Below are 21,007 nucleotides of genomic sequence, written 5' to 3'. Positions count from 1 at the left end.
CGTGATAATGGTATATTTTAAATATTTAAGCTTATTTCTAAGCTTATGCACCACATTTGTACATGCGCAGAAAGAAAATTACAATTGGGTTTTTGGTGAATATGCGGGGTTAACGTGGAACACTGTTCAGAGTTTTACTGGTACCGATTTTTTTAAAACTGCAGGGGGAAATGTGATATTACAAGGTATTCCCACAGCATTTAAATCAAAAATTAGAACTTCAGAAGGTTGTTTTAATGTATCCGATTACAATGGTGAATTATTGTTTTATTCGGATGGAATACAAGTTTGGGAAAAACGACCAAATGGTGACGAAATTATTGCAAATGGTACAGGTTTAACAGGAAATTCAAGTTCAGTTCAATCTGGTATTATATTGCCCTATCCAGGAACTCCCTCAAGTTATATTGCAGTAACCTTAAATACGAAAGAAGGTGTTAATACTCCAATAACGACTGAAGAAACTCAAAAATTTCTTTCTTGGAGCCCAATTGTAAAAAATTCAGTAACCAATCGCTTTGAAATTCCTGAAGGGAAAAAAAATATTACCCTAAATCCACCTAAAAATCAATTTTATAAAGAAATTGTGAATGCGGTGAGACATGCAAATAAAAAAGATTTTTGGATAGTAGCTCCTTCAAGAAAAATTGATAATACTACAAATCGTAATTTTTATCAATTATCGGTTTATAAAGTAGATGAAAATGGAGTTACAGCTAATCCTATATTACAAAGAGATAATTTGAATTATATACAAACAGATATCGTAACACATTTTACATCATATGGTCAAATCAAATTCAATAAAAGTGGAACTCGCTTAGCGTTGATTTCACATAACCGTAACATTGGAAATACGATATATAATAATTTATTGATTGCTGATTTCAATAGTGAAACAGGGAAAATTACAAATTTACATCATCGCTCCATTGGTGTATCAAATGAACAAACATATAGTATTGAATTCGATCCCTCAGAACAATACGTATATATCACCTCATTGACAAATACTCCTGCTGAAGTAGGGAATCGAAAATACACACTATATGTATTTAAGGTAAGTGAATTAATCGACCCTACAATTGCAACAGCTGATTTACATGATTATGGTATAAAAGAAGGAATTGTAGTAAATAATTCAACAGTTCATTTCGGAGCTATATCTACTGGTGTTGATAACCGAATGTATATCACAGAACCAGGTACTCAAAATTTATTCGTAATTCCTAATCCAGAAAATCCAGCTTCAAAGAAAATATATCGTTTAGAAAATATATTACCTCAAGGGAGCACCGCTCGTTTAGGATTACCTTCTTATGCTTCATTTTATTTTAATGTTAATATGGATAAGGTAAATATTTGTAAAGATACACCTACTACTTTCACTATTAATATTACAGGTGGTGAAGGCGGAGACGATTATTCAAGAACAGAAATTGATTTTGGAGACAACTCTTCTATAGAAACGCTTGAAAATAATGGTCTAAACAAATCGTACACCTTAACCCATCAGTATCCAAATGATGGCATATATACGATTCGCATGACGAGCTACGATTTACAAAATAATGTTATAGAAGCTTCATCTAGTACCGTTGAAGCAACTGTATCTACTTGTCAAATTAAAGTAAATCCACACATTCGTATCAATCTTTAATTCTATTTATTCCAATATCATAAGCCGTTTCTTTAGAAACGGCTTTTTTTCTCCCCCTTTTTCAAAACAACATAAAACGAATTATAAGGCGAACTCCTATTTTGTTCTTATCTTTGCGCAAACACAACAAACAATGCAAATTTTAGATGGTATTAAACTTTCAAAAGAGATCAAGCAAGAGATCAAACTGAAAGTGGAATCGTACAAAGAACAAGGAAAACGTGTACCACATTTAGGTGCAATTCTAGTTGGAAACGATGGTGCATCACGCACTTACGTGGACAACAAAATCAAAGATTGTAATTACGTAGGATTTGAATCTTCAGAACTTATATTAGAAGATACAATCACACAAGAGGAATTAATCGCTAAAATCCAAGAATGGAATAACGATTCTAATTTAGATGGATTTATCGTACAGTTACCCTTACCAAAACACATCGATCAAGAGGCTGTAATTAATGCTATCGATCCTAACAAAGATGTAGATGGTTTCCATCCAATGAATTTTGGTAAAATGGCGTTAGAAATGGAAACATTTTTACCAGCCACACCGTACGGAATCATGGAAATGTTAGAACGTTATAAGGTGCCTACAGCAGGTAAACATACTGTAGTTATTGGCCGTTCTCGTATTGTAGGTCGTCCTATGTCTATCTTAATGAGCAAAAATGGTAACCCTGGGAACAGTACAGTTACACTTACACACTCTAAGACAGAAGATTTAGCAAAATATACAAAAGAAGCAGATATTGTAATCACAGCTTTAGGAGTTCCTGAATTCCTGAAAGCAGATATGATAAAAGATGGAGCTGTTATTGTCGACGTAGGTATTACACGTGTAGACGATCCAACTTCTCCAAAAGGATATAAATTAGCTGGTGATGTAGATTTCGAAAATGTAAAAGAAAAAGCTTCTTGGATTACCCCAGTACCAGGTGGTGTTGGACCAATGACAAGAGCTATGTTACTGAAAAATACACTATTGGCTTATAACAAAAATAACTAGTAAGCAATGATAAATATTACATCAACGACAACAGAGCAACAACAATTACTTAAAGAAGGTAAACTATTACCAATTATGGAGCATTTCTATACCATTCAAGGAGAAGGTGCTTATACAGGTGTAGCTACATATTTCATTCGTTTAGGTGGATGCGATGTCGGCTGTCATTGGTGTGATGTGAAAGACAGCTGGGATGCAGAAAAACATCCTCTTACTTTAGCAGATGATATTGCAGAAATCGCAACCGCACAGGCTTCAATTATTGTCATTACAGGAGGCGAACCATTAATGTGGGACTTAACTTATTTAACGAAAGTTCTACATGAAAAAGGTGCACGCATACACATAGAAACTTCAGGAGCTTATTCCATGTCTGGAGAAATCGACTGGGTATGTCTATCACCAAAGAAAACAATGCTACCTAAAGATGATGTATATAAAGCTGCTCACGAATTAAAGTGTATCATTTTTAATCAACATGATTTTAAATTTGCTGAAGAACAAGCTGCTCGCGTAGGGAAAGATTGCGTATTATACTTACAAACAGAATGGAGTAAAAGAGAGAAAAATCTTCCAGAAATTGTAGAATACGTCAAAGAAAATCCAAAATGGAGAATTTCCTTACAAACGCATAAATACTTAGATATTCCGTAGGAAATTTAAGCTACAAATAATTTTATTCTATTTCTATAAAAGCACTTCAAACTGAAGTGCTTTTTTTTATCTCAAAATTGCCGTATCTTCAAGGATAACAATAAAATTAATCACCATGAAAAAGATACTTATACTAGCTTTTGCTATTCCTATCTTATTTTCCTGTGGAAAAGAAGAAAAATCAAATGAGAATACGGATATCATAGAATACAACGAATCATCTCCCAACAGTACAACAACTACAACACAAGCTTCTCAAACAACCAACCACATCGTTATCAAAGCAAATGAAGACATGACCTTTGATCAGACAAAATTTAATGTAAAAGTTGGAGAAGAAATTACATTGCTATTAATGAACAACGGAACCAGCTCTAAAGAAGTGATGGGACATAATGCTGTGGTACTACAGCAAGGTGTAGATATCAATGGATTTGCATTTGCAGCGTCTTCAGAAAAAGAGAACGATTACATTCCTAAAGATAAAATAAGTGATATTATTATACACACCAAATTATTAGGTCCTAAGGAAAATGACCAAGTCAAATTTAAATTAGAGAATGCAGGTACATACGACTTCCTTTGTACTTTTCCAGGACATGCAGCAACTATGAGAGGACAAATTACAGCCGTTAATTAATACAAATTTATACCCTAAAATTTGTTTTGGCACACAAATTGCAAATACTATAATCGTATAAGATTTAGTAGAGTAAATTTTGTCCTCATGTGTTAATTTTAAGCCTGAAGTAGTGTTCAGGCTTTTTTTATGCCTTAAACTTTATAAAGTGTTCTAATATAATTATCTATCTACACATATTCTCAATAGTAATATTCTCCAATTATATCCCATTCTTCATGTTGAATATAAAGTAAAAGGAGGAACACTCAACGAACATCCCTCCTTCTAACATATATTTATTCACTAATTATTTTCTCCAATATTTATAAGCATTAATCAATCCATTCGTAGAAGAATCATGAGAAACAACATTTTCATTATCCTCTAATTCTGGTAAGATAAAATTAGCCAATTGTTTACCAAGTTCAACTCCCCATTGGTCAAAAGAGAATATATTCCAAATTACACCCTGTACATAGATTTTATGCTCATACATGGCAATTAAATTCCCCAAAACTTTAGGCGTTAACACTTGGTATAAAATAGAATTAGTTGGACGATTCCCTTCAAAAATTTTAAAAGGTGTTAAAATTTTAATCTCTTCCGCAGATTTACCAGCTTGTATCAATTCCGTTACCACCGTCATTTCATCTTTACCAAAGGCAAGCGCTTCAGTCTGTGCAAAGAAATTAGATAATAACTTCATATGATGATCTCCTAAAACATTCAATGATTTTGCACCAGCAATAAAATCTGCTGGAATCAATTTTGTCCCTTGATGAATTAATTGATAAAAAGCATGCTGACCATTAGTTCCTGGCTCTCCCCAAATAATAGGGCCAGTTTCGTAGTTCACTTTATTCCCATCACGGCCTACATATTTACCATTAGATTCCATATCACCCTGCTGAAAGTAAGCTGCAAATCGAGATAAATATTGTTCATATGGCAATAAAGCAACAGAATCGGCTCCAAAGAAGTTATTATACCAAATTCCTAATAAAGCCAAAATAACAGGAATATTCTGATCCAAAGTTTCTGTCCTAAAATGTGTATCCATTTCATGCGCACCTTCTAACAACTCTTCAAAGTTTTCATATCCAACAGCCAAACAGATGCTTAGACCTATTGCACTCCATAAAGAATAGCGACCACCAACCCAATCCCAGAACTGAAACATATTGGCTGTATCTATCCCAAATTCTGCAACACCTTTCGCATTTGTAGACAAAGCCACAAAATGTTTGGCCACATCAGCTTCCTTTGCACCATTAGTCAATAACCATTGCTTAGCAGTAAAAGCATTAGTCATCGTTTCCTGCGTTGTAAATGTTTTCGAAGCAACTATAAACAACGTCGTTTCCGGATTTACGACCTTAAATATTTCTGCTAAATGCGTCCCATCAATATTAGATACAAAATGTACATCTAAGCGAGTTTTATAATGTTTTAACGCTTCAGTAACCATCACAGGACCTAAATCAGAACCTCCGATTCCAATGTTTACAACGTCTGTTATTTCCTTACCAGTAAATCCTTTCCATTCTCCTGCAATTACTTTAGCAGAAAAATCTTTCATTTGGGCCAATACTTCATTTATCTGAGGCATGACATCCTTACCATCCACCAATACAGGATCATTCGAACGATTACGTAAAGCGGTATGCAACACGGCGCGACCTTCTGTTTGATTGATTGTTTCACCTTCAAACATTTGCTGTATTGCCTCATCTACACCCATTTCCTTAGCCAAGTCAACCAACAATTGTATGGTTTCACTTGTTATTCTATTTTTAGAATAATCAACTAATAAAGATGGATATTGAATAGAGAATTCTTCAAATCGCTTTGCATTCGATTCAAATAATTCTTTTATAGAAGTATGTTGTATAGCTTCATAATGAGCTTGCAGTTTTTGCCAAGCCGAAGTTGTCGTTGGATTGATCGTATTTAATGCCATAGTATGTTTGTTACCTAACAAATTTAAGCATTTAGATGGCATCATAAAAGAGATTGTTTAACGATAACGTTTGAGCAGTGATAAGATTTTTAAAAATAAAGCACAGACCATTCCTTACAACCGTTATACCCCATTAATAGCAAAAGAAAAAACCTGAAAATATTCAAAAAGCTGTAGTACAGAAAAACTAATTACAATATTATTTCACCTTCTTATTTGTCATGATAACTTTAGCCTCATCCAGCCAAGGTTGGTATTTACAATGCTTTACAATGGCATCATAATAAGCAACACTCATGCTATCAGCAGGATCTAAGCCATCAATTAGCGTACGCATAAAGGCATAACGAATAGATTCACTTTTTGTACTTTCTAAGATATCATTTGCAGATAGCCCACGATTTAATTGTTCATCTAAATAATAAGTAACAATATTTCTATAACTTTTAAATTGCTTAAAATCCTCTTCGTGGTCTAAATTATAATTAGAAAAGTTAATAAAATCAATCGGTAATTGTGTCTTCTGAGGATTAAAATAAGGATAAGAATCGCGGTAAGCATACAATAAATTACACTCATCAAAATAAAGATTCTTAGTTTCTATTTTAATAAAGGATTTATCAACCCCATTCTCAGCCATCTCTAATTTTAAATGATGGAGAAAGTCAGCTAAATTTTCTTGATATTCTTTAGGATCTAACCGAAAAACCAATTCGTTTGCTAACCAATTGTTTACCAAATTTTCTTTTAGAAAAAGATAATTGTTACGCGCTGCACCCGTTCCATTAAACACGAATGTATCATCAAATTTATGAAGATCAACACGAAGATGTAAACTATCTCCCGGAATTAAATACATCGAAAATTCTTCTCGATCAATGGATAAAGTTTTGTAACCTTCATCATTTAACTGAACAGTATCTGAGAAATTTCCATCAAAATCTAATGCAAAACCCTTTTCACGCTCATTCAAGATAATATAAACACTATCCAACTTGGCGTTTTTTATATGTCCACTAAAAGTTACAAACTGATTTTCCTTTTTAGGTTCGCTACAAGCAATCACACAAAGTATGATCGGAAAAATCAACCACCATTTATTCATTTTCATTATTCGGTATTCCTACCTACAAATTTATAACTTATTCGTCTTGATGTTGCTCAAAATAATGATCTATTTTAAAATTTTCTGGATTATTAGCAGCTTCTACCGCTAAAACATCAGCAAGTTCGTTCCATACATTACCTGCATGTCCTTTTACCCACTGAAATTTAACCTTTTGTAATTTATAAACTTCCAAAAAACGACGCCACAAATCCTCGTTCTTTTTCCCTTTAAATCCCTTTTTTACCCAACCAAAAACCCAACGTTTTTCCACAGAATCTACCACATATTTAGAGTCTGTAAAAATCGTGATTTCAGTATTGGTAAACTTCAACGATTCCAAAGCTACACAAACCGCCATTAGCTCCATGCGGTTATTAGTCGTTAGCCGAAAACCTTGAGAGATTTCTTTTTTTACCATCTTTTCCGTTTCCAAAAGAATCAATCCGTAGCCACCAGGACCAGGATTACCTAAGGAAGAGCCATCTGTGTAGGCGTATATTGCCATTAGTTTACTTTATAGTTTAGCATCACATCTAGGGTATTTCGCGCAACGAAATGATAATTAGGACGAGCATCTTTATAGATGTTATGAGCCAATTCCATTTGGTTAGTTTCTTTTAAAGCCAAATACAAAGGCTCCAAAAATTTGCGTCTTCCCACATGTACCAAGAAGTCTTTCGCATTTTTATTTACCACATCGTACTTCATCAAAAAAGCTTTTTCATACCATGCAGTTTGTATTTCAGGATTTTTAGAATTGGTAAAATCATAGACCTCATCCAAATATTTTAAATCTTGAAGGGTGTTCTTTTTTGGATCAATTAAGCGAATAAAATGAACCCATTCGTTCGTTGACTTGGTACTGATTTCAACTTTAGATGGTACCACATTTCCACGTGCCGCCTCTATATCTTTATTAAATTGCTGTTCTGCTAAATCAAATAATTTTGAAGTTGGTTTCTTTAAGTCCTTCGGCCAACCTGTTGTATAAATCCATTCTTGTACAAAATCATCTTCCCCATTGGTCAAATTCTTCTTCATATAATCCACAAAAACTTCAGTTGTAATAGTCTGAAAAGCATGCGAAGAAAAATATTGAATCAAAAATTGATCAAACTTCTCACGACCATAACGGTCTTCCAACATTTTTAGGAATAAATAACCTTTGTCATAAGGCACATCCGAGAATGCATCATCGGGGTTAGCCCCTTCCATATTCACCTTTAGCGAAGTATATTTTTCAGGTATTGTACGCATAGAAGTTTCTAAATCCTGAAAACCAATTACCGCAATCATATCAGCATAGTCCTTCCCTTCTAATTCTTCCATAATACGGCGTTCAAAGTAAACCGTAAAACCTTCATTTACCCAGAAATCATCCCATGTCGAATTTGTAACTAAATTTCCTGACCAAGAATGCGCCAACTCATGCGCAATAAGATTGGTCATCGAACGATCTCCAACAATCGCAGTTGGCGTAGCAAATGTTAAGCGAGGATTTTCCATCCCACCAAAAGGAAAAGAAGGGGGTAATACCAACACATCAAATTGTTCCCATGGATATTTCCCATATAACTTTTCTGCTGCATCTACCATTTTTCCCATTTGTGCAAATTCCCATGTAGCCGCTTTTAGCATGCCAGGTTCTGCATATACACCAGTACGATGATCCACAGCTTGGTATTCTACATCACCTACTGCCAACGCAACCAGATAAGGCGCAATAGGCTGAGGCATCTTAAAAGTATAAATACCATCTGCCGATTTCTCTTTTGGATTGATAGCACTCATCAAAGCCATCAGACCTTGAGGCACTTTTACTTTCGCATCATAAGTTATACGAATAGAAGGCGTATCCTGAATCGGAATATAAGAACGCGTTAAAATTGCTTGACCTTGAGTCAATAAAAACGGAGCTTTTTTATCATTCGTTTGAGAAGGATCCAACCATTGTAAGGCATTTGCTTCAGGAGAAGTCTTATAATATATTTTTACAATAGTATCAGCTGGCGAAACAGTAATATGCAACGGTGTCCCTTTGATAGAATCTTGTACGCCAAACGTAAAAGAAGTTTTCTTACCGTTAGCTAATAGTACTGAGTCAACCGTTAATTTCTCCGTATCAAAAATAATCTCTTTAGCTTCGTTATTCTCAAAAGAATATTGAGCCGAACCTTTTATAATATGTTGGTCAAAATCAGTTTCAATATCCAAAGACAAGTGTTTTACCTTGGCTTTAGAAATATCCGCAAAAGTCTGATTATCTATTACTTCATCCAATTCCGTTCCTACCACTTGCTTACTACAAGCTGTTGCTAGGACCATTCCGGCTGCTAATACTACTATTTTACGCATTATTCTATCTCTTTTCGTATGATGTTGTAGGTATACTCCTTTAATTCAGTTTTATGATCTTTTATATTTTTTCCTTCAGTTGGGATTACATCCAATAAAGTAACTTTTACCTTACCAGGATAACCTTTAAACCAATCAAATGGAAACATTTCTTTCAACCCCTCAATTGCCAATACCGCAATTGGAGTTTGAGTTTCAACGGCAATATTATATGCACCATCTTTAAATTTATCTAAAACGATAGACGTATCGTCCGACACGCCTCCTTCCGGAAATATAAAGATACTTAGATTTTGATTTAACTTATGTTTTGCATCAGGAATCACTCGCGCTCTACTCTTCAAACTCGAACGATCCACCATAATACAAATGCGCTTATAAATCCTTCCAAAGATAGGAATTTTACCCAATTCAGCTTTTCCAACAAAAACAATAGGATGATGTTTCAGCACCGTCAAAACAGTCATGATATCCATCATAGAAGTATGATTCGCAATAAAAACATAATTTTCATGGGGATCCAATTGCACACGTTCCTCATATTCTAATCGAAAACCTGTCGCATAAAAAGTTACTTTCCCCCAATACCTAATAATAGAATATACATACTTAAAAGAATTTTCTGAAATTAATAACGGAATCAACACAAATAACCCCAAAACAATCACATAAATTCCTGCCACAAGAATCATCCAAAGGCGCCAAATAAAAACTAAAATCGCTCTGATATACTTCATTTATTTATTTTAGTGTAAACGAAGATAGTATTTTTTATTGACCAGTTTTTGCTACATCAAAAGTTGAATAATGATTTTATCGCTACATTATATTCATTACCATATTGTATTTTTATATTTCACACCTTTAGGTAACCTTAAATTCCCGCGTTAAGAAAAAGAAATTAAAATGACTTTTTTATTAGATCATTTTTCTTTTGGCCTTAAATTCGCGCGTTAATAAAAAAAACGAAGAAGGCGTTAAAAATAATTTGCCGACGTCAGGAGCGATTCAAATTATTTAGCCAACTGAAGTTCTTTTTTAGCAAAGAATTTACAGCCTTGATTTTTTTGGTTCTTTTTGTATCAAGAAAAAAATGAACATCTAAATAGAAAAACAAATTTCTACTTATTAAATCAAATAAATCCTTCACTTTTTAAATGGCCTCTAAATCTATAACGTTAAGAAATTAAATACAATGGAGGATAAGAAAGATTTAGCGAGTGCCAACGAGTCATTTAAATCTTTCCCGAAATGAAATTTAATTTTAGTTAAATAGATTTGAAGCCTTGATTTTTTTGGTTCCTTTTTCATCAAGGAAAAAAGAACATAATTAAAAAAATACCTAAGCCACACCGTGGCTTCTCCTCTCAGATCAAATTTTTTGTATCAAGACAAAAATGAACATAATTAATAAAAAAAATTACTAAAACTAATTCACGAGATCAATCGTTTACAAATTAACTTTTTTAATCCGGCCTTAAATTCGCGCGTTAAGAAAAAGAATATTCTTTATTTATCACTTTTTGCTTGACCAAAAAGTAATCAAAAAGTCAAGGCTTCGATTTTCAACGGTCAATTCTCATTTCATTTCTCTAAAATGTTTAAATCATTCGCTATCGCTCAGTAAACATTTTTACGATCCATTCATTGGATTGACACTCGTCTCCAAATCGTTAGGCCAATTTTATAATTACATCTTCACAATTCTTTACAACCCACTTTTTAAATGGCCTCTAAATCTATAACGTTAAAAAATTAAAGAGAATGCAGGATTAGAAAGATTTAGCGAGTGCTAACGAGTCATTTAAATCTTTCCCGAAATGAAATTTAATTTTAGTTAAATAGATTTGAAGCCTTGATTTTTTTTGGTTCTGTTTTTTGTATCAAGACAAAAAATGAACATAATTAGTATAAAATCAATATTTACTTACTAAAACTAGTTCACTTCTTCCCCTATAAAAAAAAGAGAACCAACTTCCGTCAATTCCCTTTTTATTATTTTTACGTATTACCTATTTTGTAATCCGAACTACTTCCCAAATACTTCTTTTACTTTTGCAGCAATACGAGCACGATCTTCGTCAGTCAAATTAGAACCAGAAGGCAAACATAACCCATTATCAAAAAGCTTTTCAGCTACTATCCCCCCATAATAAGGTGCATCAGCAAAAATAGGCTGCATATGCATTGGTTTCCATAACGGACGAGATTCAATATCATCTTCCAAGAAAGCCAAACGCAAATCCTCTCTCGTAATACCAGTAATTTCAGCATCAATTAAGATAGCTGATAACCAATGATTAGAAAAGAAATCCTCATTAGGCTCTGTAAATACCGTTACTCCATCAATACCTGCGAATAATTCTTGGTAAAAAGCATTCATTGCACGACGCGCTTCAACTCGGTTATCCAAAACTTCCATTTGTCCACGTCCAATACCTGCTGTAATATTACTCATACGGTAATTATATCCAATATGAGAATGTTGGTAATGAGGTGCATTATCACGCGCTTGTGTAGCTAAAAATACAGCTTTATCCTTATCCTCTTTTGTATTACAAACCAACGCACCACCACCAGAAGTCGTAATAATTTTGTTCCCGTTAAAAGACAAAGCACCAAAACGCCCAAAAGTACCACACTTTCTTCCTTTATAAGTAGAACCCAATGCCTCAGCAGCATCTTCAATCACCGGAATATTATACTTAGCAGCAATAGCCAATACCTCATCAACTTTAAAAGGCATTCCGTATAAATGAACCACTAATATCGCTTTAGGCGTTTTTCCTTTTGCAATACGATCTACAATAGCTTCTTCTAATGCAATAGGACAAATATTCCATGTATCTTCTTCCGAATCTACAAAAATAGGAGTAGCACCCTGATAAGCAATTGGATTAGCCGATGCAGAAAATGTCATCGACTGGCAGATAACCTCATCCCCGTGCGTTACACCACATTCTATCAAAGCAAGATGCAAAGCAGCAGTACCCGCAGACAAAGCAGCTACATAAGAATCTACCTGTAGGTATTTTTCTAAATCCTCTTCAAAACCATTCACATTTGGACCAAGGGGAGCAACCCAATTTGTATCAAATGCTTCATGTATATATTTTAGTTCATTTCCTCCCATATGTGGAGACGATAGCCATATTTTTGAGCTCATTTATAGTGTTTTTCTACAACAAATTTAAGAATTAGATATTGGATATGAATCGTGTTTTTATGATTTGTTTAGATAAGCATGATTTCAGATATTTAACTGATTAAAAGAACATCTACTTATTAAAACAAATTCACTCATTTCCCTATATTACTTCTTCACAACTACCCTAATCGGCCTCTAAATCTATAATGTTATGAAAAATAATATTCTTTATTTATCACTTTTTATAAAACCATAACTCTATTATTCTTTTATACTCACGTTCATTTTTTTCGTCAAAAAAACGAACCAAAAAAGACATTGCTAAAATCTTCAACTAAAAATAAATTTCATTCGAGGAAAGATTTAAATGACTCGTTAGCACTCGCTAAATCTTTCTTTTCTCTACTTCAATTTATTTTCTTAACGTTTACGATTTACATGCAATTTTTTATCACACATTCTAATGAAATTTATGGTTTATTAATCAATAGCTGGACGCTAGTCTATTAAACGCTTCGACAAGCTCTGCGTGACAATTAATCGTCAATTCGAGTGATTTTTCGATTCTTTTGAATAAGAAAAATTGTATCGAGAATTTAGACGTATAATAACTCTGCTTTCCTTGTTTATCTGTTTTAAAACTCCCTAATACAACTTATACCTGAGAACTTACTTCTTCACTTTTTTAAATGGCCTACCGATTAGCAGACGAGTGTCAATTCATTGAATGAAACGCAAAAATTTTTAGTAACCGATAGGTTATCTTATTAAAAATTTTAGAATTTGAGATTAAGAGGAGAAATCATAATATGATTTCGGGTACTAAAGCTTATTAAGCTTTAGAAAATGAACATAATTATTATAAAATCAATATCTACTTATTAAATCAAATAACTTCATCAATCATTGCTTTTTAATTGGCCTTAAATTCGCGCGTTAAGAAAAAGAATAAAGTAGGCGTTAAAAATAATTTGCCGACGTTAGGAGCGATTCAAATTATTTAGCCATCTGAAATTCTTTTTTAGCAAAGAATTTACAGCCTTGACTTTTTTGGTTCTTTTTGTATCAAGACAAAAATGAACATCTAAATAGAAAATAATTCTTCACTTATTAAATAAATTATTCTTTAGTAAATTATATTCCAAAGCTTATTAAGCTTCTCCTCTTAAATCAAATGTTTTGTGTCAAGACAAAAATGAAAGTATAAAAGAATACCTAAGCCACACCGTGGCCTCTCCTTTTAATCTCAAATTGTTTTTTGTATCAAGACAAATCCGAAGGATTCATGAATACAATAATTATAAAACAATAAACACATGAATAAAAATGAACATCTAAATAGAAAAATATTCTTCACTTATTAAAAACAACTTCACTTCTTCACTCCTCCTCCTTTACTAACAACTAACTCTATATCATAACAAAAAGGCCTCTAAGCAAAACTTAGAAGCCTTTTTTTATATACTATGATTTGAAATGCACATACCGTTGTAAAAACAACGACATACCAAAACTAACCAAAGCACCAATTACAGTTAAAACAACAGTAGATACAATATTTTGCCACTGTATACTTGCCATAAATCCCGACATTGTACCGCCAAATGCCGCTATCTTAAGATGATCATCTTGAGGAATGGGATTCAAGGACAAAAGCATCATCAACAGTTAATTGACTTACACCCGATAAAATACCTCCAGCAACAACCAAGTATCCTCCTATCTGTACCAATAGAGTAGGAATAGCAATAGGTGCGGCAATTAGAGCTCCACCAATACTGGCAGCAACTAAACCTATTGTACGTAATTGTTTAAATATTTTTGGGGTGGGTTTCTGAATACGTTCTAGTATATTCATCTTTTTTAGATTTAATGATTAAATTAACCTCTTCACCTCTTTCAAAGCATGAAAAAACAATCGACCTAAGCTTTTCAAATGCCTTTTTAGAGTAACTACCTATTCCCTCACCAGTGAGCGAAGTAACCGGAGCAATACAACCATTTAGCTCCTTTAGTGCATAATTAGCAGGATGAATGAGAATGAGTGATCGGTTCAATACTTTATCAATCAATACATGCCATCCAAAACGTTGACTATAACGCTTTTTTAAAGGATATTTTCCTTCAGGAATACAAGAACGGTTTCGTTCATTGTTTTTCCAAGGTCGTTCAATAGTAAAACAAAGCTGTTGTTGTTGTAACCATAAAGTTCCATTTGTACCCTTTGAGAAATAATCCCTTACTAATACTAATTCCATAATACGTTAGTTAATGTTAATAAAAGGTTGATAACACCCTACGAAATAATTAATCCAAAGTAACTACCTAAAAATCAGAACAAAAAACGAAACGTACCATATGGCATTATAAGACATATTTAGGTAAAAAAAACATCAACATATTGCTTCTATCAAAATACAACGACTGTTTTTAAACAATTATATGCTCTTCTTAAAAATATTTAAATAACTAAATAATAGGTTTTAAATTATTATAACATTTTTAATCAAACAGTTATAAACACTAAAAAATTGAATATGAAATTTAAAAAAAGAGTAATTATTTATCCAAAGGACGTACAACTCTTAACTGGGAGAAGCTACCGTCAAAGTTTAAGACTTATGAATAAAGCAAAAGCAATATTAGGTAAAACAAAAGATGAATTACTTGGCTTCAAAGAATTCTGTGAATGTTATAAAATTAGTTTAAAAGAATTTAAAGATGAATTATGAATCAATCCCTTGATCCTATTTACTCCGTACAATGGTTCAATAATCTTATTGAGAAGATTAATGAACTAGAAAATAACTGGAAAAATCACATTCCAACATTCAATAAATCTATTTTTATTGAAGAATACAAAGTAGCACAAATGCTACAAATATCAGTCGTAACACTGAAAAGATATTGTAACAAAAAATATTTCAAAGTCTATCGCATAGGAAAACGAAATTTCCTCTTACAACACGACATTATTAGAGGCGTATTATTACATTTAGCAAAATAGAATATATCCGAACCTTCTTACTCTCACTACTTTTTTTCACCTCTTCACTTCTTCAATCATTGCTTTTTAAATGGCCTCTAAATTTATAAGAATATTCTTTATTTATCACTTGTCCTTTGGCCTCTAAATCTATAACGTTAAGAAAAAGAATATTCTTTATTTATCACTTTTTGCTTGACCAAAAAGTAATCAAAAAGTCAAGGCTTCGATTTTCAACGGTCAATTCTCATTTCATTTCTCTAAAATGTTTAAAATCATTCGCTATCGCTCAGTAAACATTTTTACGATCCATTCATTGGATTGACACTCGTCTCCAAATCGTTAGGCCAATTTTACTTCAGGTAATTAATTACATCTTCACAATTCTTTACAACCCACTTTTTAAATGGCCTATAAATCTATAACGTTAAAAAATGAAATAGAATGGAGGATTAGAAAGATTTAGCGAGTGCTAACGAGTCATTTAAATCTTTCCCGAAATGAAATTTAATTTTAGTTAAATAGATTTGAAGCCTTGATTTTTTTGGTTCCTTTTTCATCAAATTTGAAATTAAAAGGAGAAGCTTAATAAGCTTCGGAATATAGTATAAATAGAAAATCAATTTCTACTTATTAAAAACAATTTCACTCATTTACTCCTTCACTCATTAACTTTTTAAATGGCCTTAAATTCGCGCGTTAAGAAAAAGAACGAAGAAGGCGTTAAAATAATTTGCCGACGTCAGGAGCGATTCAAATTATTTAGCCAACTGAAATTCTTTTTTAGCAAAGAATTTACAGCCTTGATTTTTTTGGTTCTTTTTGTATCAAGACAAAAATGAACATCTAAATAAAAAAAATTACTAAAACAATAAACACATGAATAAAAAATGAACATCTAAGAACACTTATAAACAAACACTTATTCCATTTTAATTACTAAAAACCTCTTCACAACTCCCTTCCCCAAACAAACACCGAACAAACCCTATACAAACGATATAGAATGCCTACAGCGTGCATACAGAACACCTACAGAAACTACGCACAAAAACTTAAAATCGTTACACAAAACCTCTCTTGAAAAATCAAAAAACACTTTCACTGATCAATCTATTCATCACCTTATCACAGTACACAATATCTAAAACCATCCCTGTAATTTCACACTGTTGTTGTAATCATAGTATTAATCATTTAAAAATCAAAATCATGGGAAAAATTACAGATTCATTATTATCAGGAACAAGAGGACGCACAGGACGTATCGTTGTTTCGAATATCCAAGGGCATGAGATCTCTCGGATGAGACCACGTAAAACAGCACGAACAGCAACCCCAAAACAACAGCTGGTCAAAGAGAGATTCAATTTTGCAGTAAAATTTATACAAGGGTATAAAACAGTTGTAAAAGAATATTACGGCAAAAGAGTAGGACTTAAATCTCCTTACAATGTAGCGATGAGCAATTTATTAAAGTCGATTAAACTAGATGTGACAGACTTAACATTCAGTGTGAATCACGAGGAAATTATGTTTACAAAAGGAAATTTATTAGAACCTCAACCTTCAAGCATTACATCAGATGACCCATTAACAGTAAATGTTAATTGGATGGATAATTCTACAGACACATTAGATGAGAATGACATCCTATATGTAATGTATGCAGAAGAAAATCAAGACAAGCTCCTTAGCACGGTCGTAAAAACAACTGCTTTACGAAAAGATGAAAGTGTTGCATTCCAACTCCTTCCTAAATTTCAAGGTGTCGATTTACACATCTGGGTTAGTTTTGTAAATCCTATTTTGCAAGAAGCCTCCAATTCAATCTATTTAGGATTAGTCACTGTAACCTAAGTTTATATCCCCTCTCTGGAGGGGATATTTATTTTTATAAATAAACATATCAAATATTTAAAAATATTTTAAACAACGCATAATTTCCATTAAATTAAATAATGATATCACACTAATATACAATTGCTTATGAAATTTGAATTTTACGAAGAGTTAGTAGTTCGACTGAGTGACTATAAAGAAAAACTTTGCGAACTCTTAAACCATAATGATAACCGCTTATTCAACCAAGCATCACTCATCCAGCAACTAAGTTACCTCTATTTGGAGTCTATTCTCGAACTGTTTTATGACATTAATTTTTTAGGAATTAATGCATTCCATCATCAAATGAATATAGCTTTAGACAACTATTTCATGTACAATACAGACAATAAAGAATGGGTAAATACTAAAATAGATGATAAAATACAACATCACCTCCCTTATATCACCACTTTTTTATTAGAAAAAATAAACAAAATAAAATGGCAACAACATTACAAAACTTTTAATATTGATATATCTGAAATCTCAGAAGGATACCATCATCTCTTATTTTCAGGACACAAAATAGGCCAAAATACGTACACTTTTTATCTTACATCCATACAAGTGCACAGTACACAAGTTAACCTCAACAAAAGAATATATTACAACTTGAAAAAATCTGAGTTACTTAATATAAATGATATAAAAAATAAATACAGTTATTATAAAATAAGATTAGGCTACGAATTTTATTTCAATTCATCACCTTGTATGTATATGCAACATATACAAATCATAGATGCGTTTACATTAATCACACTAAGCAATTATAACTTTAAGGAAGTGGCATATAAAGTAGGCTTCAAAAATTACTCAACAATGTACAGAGTATTCAAAAAACATAATATTAATCTATCCAACCTACCTAGACTCGTGACATAAACATTCTTTCACCCTCCAAAATCAAAAACCCTCCCACATTAATAAAACAACTTATTCTTCGCTACCTGTAGAATTATAATACTTCCCTTCCTCACCTTCACAAATTCACACATTTACACTTCACTTTTTAATCGACCTTAAATTCGCGCGTTAAGAAAAGGAATATCCTTTATTTATCACTTTTTATAAAACCATAACTCTATTATTCTTTTATACTCACGTTCATTTTTTTCGTCAAAAAAACGAACCAAAAAAGACATTGCTAAAATCTTCAACTAAAAATAAATCTCATCCGAGGAATGATTTGAATGACTCGTTAACACTCGCTAAATCATTCTTTTCTCTACTTCAATTTATTTTCTTAACGTCTACGATTTCCATGCAATTTTTATCACACATTCTAATGAAATTTATGGTTTATTAATAGTTTTACATTCCTTTATTTATCACTTTTTCTTTTGGCCTACCGATTAGCAGACGAGTGTCAATTCATTGAATGAAACGCAAAAATTTTTAGTAACCGATAGGTTATCTTATTAAAAATTTTAGTATTTGAGATTAAGAGGAGAAATCATAATATGATTTCGGGTACTAAAGCTTAATAAGCTTTAGAGAATGAACATTGACCGTCGAAAATCGAAGCCTTGATTTTTTTGGTTCTTTTTGTATCAAGACAAATCCTAAGGATTCATGAATACAATAATTCTAAAATAACAAACACATGAATAAAAAAGAACATCTAAATAAAAAATATTCTTCACTTCTTCAATCCTTTACTTCTTAACCTTTTCACTCATTCACTTTTTAATCGACCTTAAACTCACGCGTTAAGAAAAAGAATATTTTTTATTTATCACTTTTTAAATGGCCTTAAATTCGCGCGTTAAGAAAAAGAATGAAGAAGGCGTTAAAAATAATTTGCCGACGTTAGGAGCGATTCAAATTATTTAGCCATCTGAAATTCTTTTTTAGCAAAGAATTTACAGCCTTGATTTTTTTTGGTTCTGTTTTTTGTATCAAGACAAAAAATGAACATCTAAATAGAAAAATATTCTTCACTTCTTCAATCCTTTACTTATTAACCTTTTCACTTTTTTAAATGGCCTACCGATTAGCAGACGAGTGTCAATTCATTGAATGAAACGCAAAAATTTTTAGTAACCGATAGGTTATCTTATTAAAAATTTTAGAGAGATGAAATGAACATTGACCGTCGAAAATCGAAGCCTTGATTTTTTTTGGTTCTGTTTTTTGTATCAAGACAAAAAATGAACATAATTAAAAAAAATACCTAAGCCACACCGTGGCTTCTCCTTTTAATTTCAAATGTTTTGTATCAAGACAAAAAATGAACATCTAAATAAAAAATAATTCTTCAGTAAATTATATTCCAAAGCTTATTAAGCTTCTCCTCTCAAATCAAATGTTTTGTGTCAAGACAAATCCGAAGGATTCATGAATACATTAATCATAAAATAATAAACACATGAATAAAAAATGAACATAATTATTATAAAATCAATATCTACCTATAAAATAACATCTTCACTTTTTAATCGGCCTATAAATCTATAACGTTAAAAAATGAAATAGAATGCAGGATTAGAAAGATTTAGCGAGTGCTAACGAGTCATTTAAATCTTTCCCGCAATGAAATTTAATTTTAGTTAAATAGATTTGAAGCCTTGATTTTTTTGGTTCTTTTTGTATCAAGACAAAAATGAACATAATTAGTATAAAATCAATATCTACTTATTAAAACAAATTCACTTCCTCCCTCCTTCACTAATAAACTATTCCATTTTTAAAAATATTATCACAAAAACTAAAAAAAAACAATCTCTATTAAAATAAATTTACCCGATTATATAATTGACCATAAATTAGTTAATAACACTAATTCAAAAGTCATGAGGAGCAATTTTAAACATATTACCATAACCATTATCTCCTACCTATTTATCTTATTATTTGTTTACGCAGCAATAAGTAAAATAATGGATTTTGAAACTTTCCAAGTCCAGTTAGGACAGTCGCCAATACTTAGTGCATATGCTGGCGTAATTGCTTATGGCGTAATTGCTACGGAACTTATTATAGCTGGATTGTTTATTTTTAAAAGAACACGGTTAGTTGCTTATTATGGGGGTTATATGTTGATGGTAGCATTTACTGTTTATATCTACCTCATCCTTAATTTCAGTGATTATATACCTTGTTCTTGCGGTGGAATTTTGGAAAAAATGGGATGGACAGAACACTTAGTTTTTAATGTTGTTTTTGTTGTATTTGCTGTAGTTGGTATATTATTTCTTTCTCCATTTTCTAAAAAAAATGCTACATCTATTATAGTAGCAGGAATAATTGCGATAGGAAGTATGATTACCTTATTTTTTAATTCAGAATATATTATCAAACAAGAAAATAATTTCACCCGAAGATATTTACCACATCCTATTATAGAGCAAGAAGCCATTAATTTAGGTGCAAACTCCTATTACTTTGCTGGTTTTGATGCACATAAAATATACCTCGGAAACTATACTGCGCCTTTAATCCTTACCAGTATTAATCTAGATTTAAAAGATGTAGAAAAACATCGCATCGAATTAGAACAGTCTAATTTTAATTTTAGAGCAATAACCATTAAAGTATTTGAGGATGAATTTTATGTATATGATGGTAATGTCCCCGTAATATTTAAAGGATGCTTGCCCAATTACAGGGCCGAAA

Annotated in this window: 16 protein-coding genes; 8 read left to right on the top strand and 8 right to left on the bottom strand. The window is 32.1% G+C overall.

Features of this window, described 5'->3' with window-relative positions:
• The first annotated feature begins 7 nt into the window (after nucleotides 1-7).
• The 4 genes from IM532_RS05100 (at nucleotide 8) to IM532_RS05085 (ending at nucleotide 3,963) form a co-directional block, all read left to right on the top strand.
• Nucleotides 8-1,660 (top strand): hypothetical protein, encoded by a 1,653-nt coding sequence (locus IM532_RS05100; RefSeq protein WP_194182363.1) that lies wholly within the window; start codon nucleotides 8-10, stop codon nucleotides 1,658-1,660.
• A gap of 133 nt (nucleotides 1,661-1,793) precedes the next feature.
• Nucleotides 1,794-2,669 carry a bifunctional 5,10-methylenetetrahydrofolate dehydrogenase/5,10-methenyltetrahydrofolate cyclohydrolase gene (locus IM532_RS05095; RefSeq protein ID WP_194182362.1) on the top strand — a complete coding sequence of 292 codons (876 nt, stop codon included), beginning with the start codon at nucleotides 1,794-1,796 and terminating at the stop codon, nucleotides 2,667-2,669.
• A 6-nt stretch (nucleotides 2,670-2,675) separates the two neighbouring features.
• Nucleotides 2,676-3,323: a 7-carboxy-7-deazaguanine synthase QueE gene (locus IM532_RS05090; protein ID WP_194182361.1), complete on the top strand. Its 648-nt coding sequence runs from the start codon at nucleotides 2,676-2,678 to the stop codon at nucleotides 3,321-3,323.
• A 115-nt stretch (nucleotides 3,324-3,438) separates the two neighbouring features.
• Nucleotides 3,439-3,963: a plastocyanin/azurin family copper-binding protein gene (locus tag IM532_RS05085; RefSeq protein WP_194182360.1), complete on the top strand. Its 525-nt coding sequence runs from the start codon at nucleotides 3,439-3,441 to the stop codon at nucleotides 3,961-3,963.
• 289 nt (nucleotides 3,964-4,252) lie between these two features.
• On the opposite strand, the gene pgi is transcribed toward IM532_RS05085, so the two are convergent.
• The 8 genes from pgi to IM532_RS05045 all read right to left on the bottom strand — a co-directional run bounded on the left by pgi (nucleotide 4,253) and on the right by IM532_RS05045 (nucleotide 14,774).
• Nucleotides 4,253-5,905 carry a glucose-6-phosphate isomerase gene (gene pgi / locus IM532_RS05080; RefSeq protein ID WP_194182359.1) on the bottom strand — a complete coding sequence of 551 codons (1,653 nt, stop codon included), beginning with the start codon at nucleotides 5,903-5,905 and terminating at the stop codon, nucleotides 4,253-4,255.
• Between the two features lie 199 nt (nucleotides 5,906-6,104).
• Nucleotides 6,105-7,016, bottom strand: coding sequence for a hypothetical protein (locus tag IM532_RS05075; protein WP_194182358.1), 912 nt, complete (start codon nucleotides 7,014-7,016; stop codon nucleotides 6,105-6,107).
• Between the two features lie 31 nt (nucleotides 7,017-7,047).
• Nucleotides 7,048-7,518 carry a ribonuclease H family protein gene (locus IM532_RS05070; protein ID WP_194182357.1) on the bottom strand — a complete coding sequence of 157 codons (471 nt, stop codon included), beginning with the start codon at nucleotides 7,516-7,518 and terminating at the stop codon, nucleotides 7,048-7,050.
• Complete coding sequence (locus IM532_RS05065) at nucleotides 7,518-9,368, bottom strand: M1 family metallopeptidase (protein ID WP_194182356.1); 1,851 nt, start codon at nucleotides 9,366-9,368, stop codon at nucleotides 7,518-7,520. The genes IM532_RS05070 and IM532_RS05065 overlap by 1 nt, the downstream gene beginning before the upstream one ends.
• Nucleotides 9,368-10,105 (bottom strand): lysophospholipid acyltransferase family protein, encoded by a 738-nt coding sequence (locus IM532_RS05060; protein WP_228063666.1) that lies wholly within the window; start codon nucleotides 10,103-10,105, stop codon nucleotides 9,368-9,370. The genes IM532_RS05065 and IM532_RS05060 overlap by 1 nt, the downstream gene beginning before the upstream one ends.
• Before the next feature lie 1,292 nt (nucleotides 10,106-11,397).
• Entirely contained in the window at nucleotides 11,398-12,534 is a 1,137-nt protein-coding gene (locus IM532_RS05055; RefSeq protein WP_194182355.1) for a DegT/DnrJ/EryC1/StrS family aminotransferase, read from the bottom strand.
• A gap of 1,446 nt (nucleotides 12,535-13,980) precedes the next feature.
• Complete coding sequence (locus tag IM532_RS05050; protein ID WP_194182354.1) at nucleotides 13,981-14,178, bottom strand: hypothetical protein; 198 nt, start codon at nucleotides 14,176-14,178, stop codon at nucleotides 13,981-13,983.
• A 149-nt stretch (nucleotides 14,179-14,327) separates the two neighbouring features.
• Nucleotides 14,328-14,774 (bottom strand): DUF5675 family protein, encoded by a 447-nt coding sequence (locus IM532_RS05045; RefSeq protein WP_194182353.1) that lies wholly within the window; start codon nucleotides 14,772-14,774, stop codon nucleotides 14,328-14,330.
• A 470-nt stretch (nucleotides 14,775-15,244) separates the two neighbouring features.
• On the opposite strand from IM532_RS05045, the gene IM532_RS05035 reads away from it, so the two are divergent.
• The 4 genes from IM532_RS05035 to IM532_RS05020 form a co-directional block, all read left to right on the top strand.
• Entirely contained in the window at nucleotides 15,245-15,523 is a 279-nt protein-coding gene (locus IM532_RS05035; RefSeq protein WP_194182352.1) for a MerR family transcriptional regulator, read from the top strand.
• A 1,191-nt stretch (nucleotides 15,524-16,714) separates the two neighbouring features.
• Complete coding sequence (locus tag IM532_RS05030; RefSeq protein WP_194182351.1) at nucleotides 16,715-17,362, top strand: DUF6266 family protein; 648 nt, start codon at nucleotides 16,715-16,717, stop codon at nucleotides 17,360-17,362.
• Between the two features lie 264 nt (nucleotides 17,363-17,626).
• Nucleotides 17,627-18,274, top strand: a complete 648-nt coding sequence (locus IM532_RS05025; protein ID WP_194182350.1) for a helix-turn-helix transcriptional regulator — start codon at nucleotides 17,627-17,629, stop codon at nucleotides 18,272-18,274.
• Between the two features lie 1,910 nt (nucleotides 18,275-20,184).
• Nucleotides 20,185-21,007 (top strand): DoxX family protein (locus tag IM532_RS05020; RefSeq protein ID WP_394368345.1); only part of this gene is annotated, 823 nt, incomplete at its 3' end.

The organism is Faecalibacter rhinopitheci (genome assembly GCF_015234135.1).
In the GTDB taxonomy this organism is placed as follows: Bacteria; Bacteroidota; Bacteroidia; order Flavobacteriales; family Weeksellaceae; genus Empedobacter; species Empedobacter rhinopitheci.
The sequence above is the reverse complement of the archived record's forward strand: the minus strand, read 5'-3'. Positions and strand labels throughout refer to the sequence as shown.

Excerpts from the sequence above, each read along its gene's own strand:
- IM532_RS05100 (WP_194182363.1), top strand. The coding sequence starts at position 8 with ATGGTATATTTTAAATATTTAAGCTTATTTCTAAGCTTATGCACCACA.
- IM532_RS05095 (WP_194182362.1), top strand. The coding sequence starts at position 1,794 with ATGCAAATTTTAGATGGTATTAAACTTTCAAAAGAGATCAAGCAAGAG.
- IM532_RS05090 (WP_194182361.1), top strand. The coding sequence starts at position 2,676 with ATGATAAATATTACATCAACGACAACAGAGCAACAACAATTACTTAAA.
- IM532_RS05085 (WP_194182360.1), top strand. The coding sequence starts at position 3,439 with ATGAAAAAGATACTTATACTAGCTTTTGCTATTCCTATCTTATTTTCC.
- pgi (WP_194182359.1), bottom strand. The coding sequence starts at position 5,905 with ATGGCATTAAATACGATCAATCCAACGACAACTTCGGCTTGGCAAAAA.
- IM532_RS05075 (WP_194182358.1), bottom strand. The coding sequence starts at position 7,016 with ATGAAAATGAATAAATGGTGGTTGATTTTTCCGATCATACTTTGTGTG.
- IM532_RS05070 (WP_194182357.1), bottom strand. The coding sequence starts at position 7,518 with ATGGCAATATACGCCTACACAGATGGCTCTTCCTTAGGTAATCCTGGT.
- IM532_RS05065 (WP_194182356.1), bottom strand. The coding sequence starts at position 9,368 with ATGCGTAAAATAGTAGTATTAGCAGCCGGAATGGTCCTAGCAACAGCT.
- IM532_RS05060 (WP_228063666.1), bottom strand. The coding sequence starts at position 10,105 with ATGAAGTATATCAGAGCGATTTTAGTTTTTATTTGGCGCCTTTGGATG.
- IM532_RS05055 (WP_194182355.1), bottom strand. The coding sequence starts at position 12,534 with ATGAGCTCAAAAATATGGCTATCGTCTCCACATATGGGAGGAAATGAA.
- IM532_RS05050 (WP_194182354.1), bottom strand. The coding sequence starts at position 14,178 with ATGATGCTTTTGTCCTTGAATCCCATTCCTCAAGATGATCATCTTAAG.
- IM532_RS05045 (WP_194182353.1), bottom strand. The coding sequence starts at position 14,774 with ATGGAATTAGTATTAGTAAGGGATTATTTCTCAAAGGGTACAAATGGA.
- IM532_RS05035 (WP_194182352.1), top strand. The coding sequence starts at position 15,245 with ATGAATCAATCCCTTGATCCTATTTACTCCGTACAATGGTTCAATAAT.
- IM532_RS05030 (WP_194182351.1), top strand. The coding sequence starts at position 16,715 with ATGGGAAAAATTACAGATTCATTATTATCAGGAACAAGAGGACGCACA.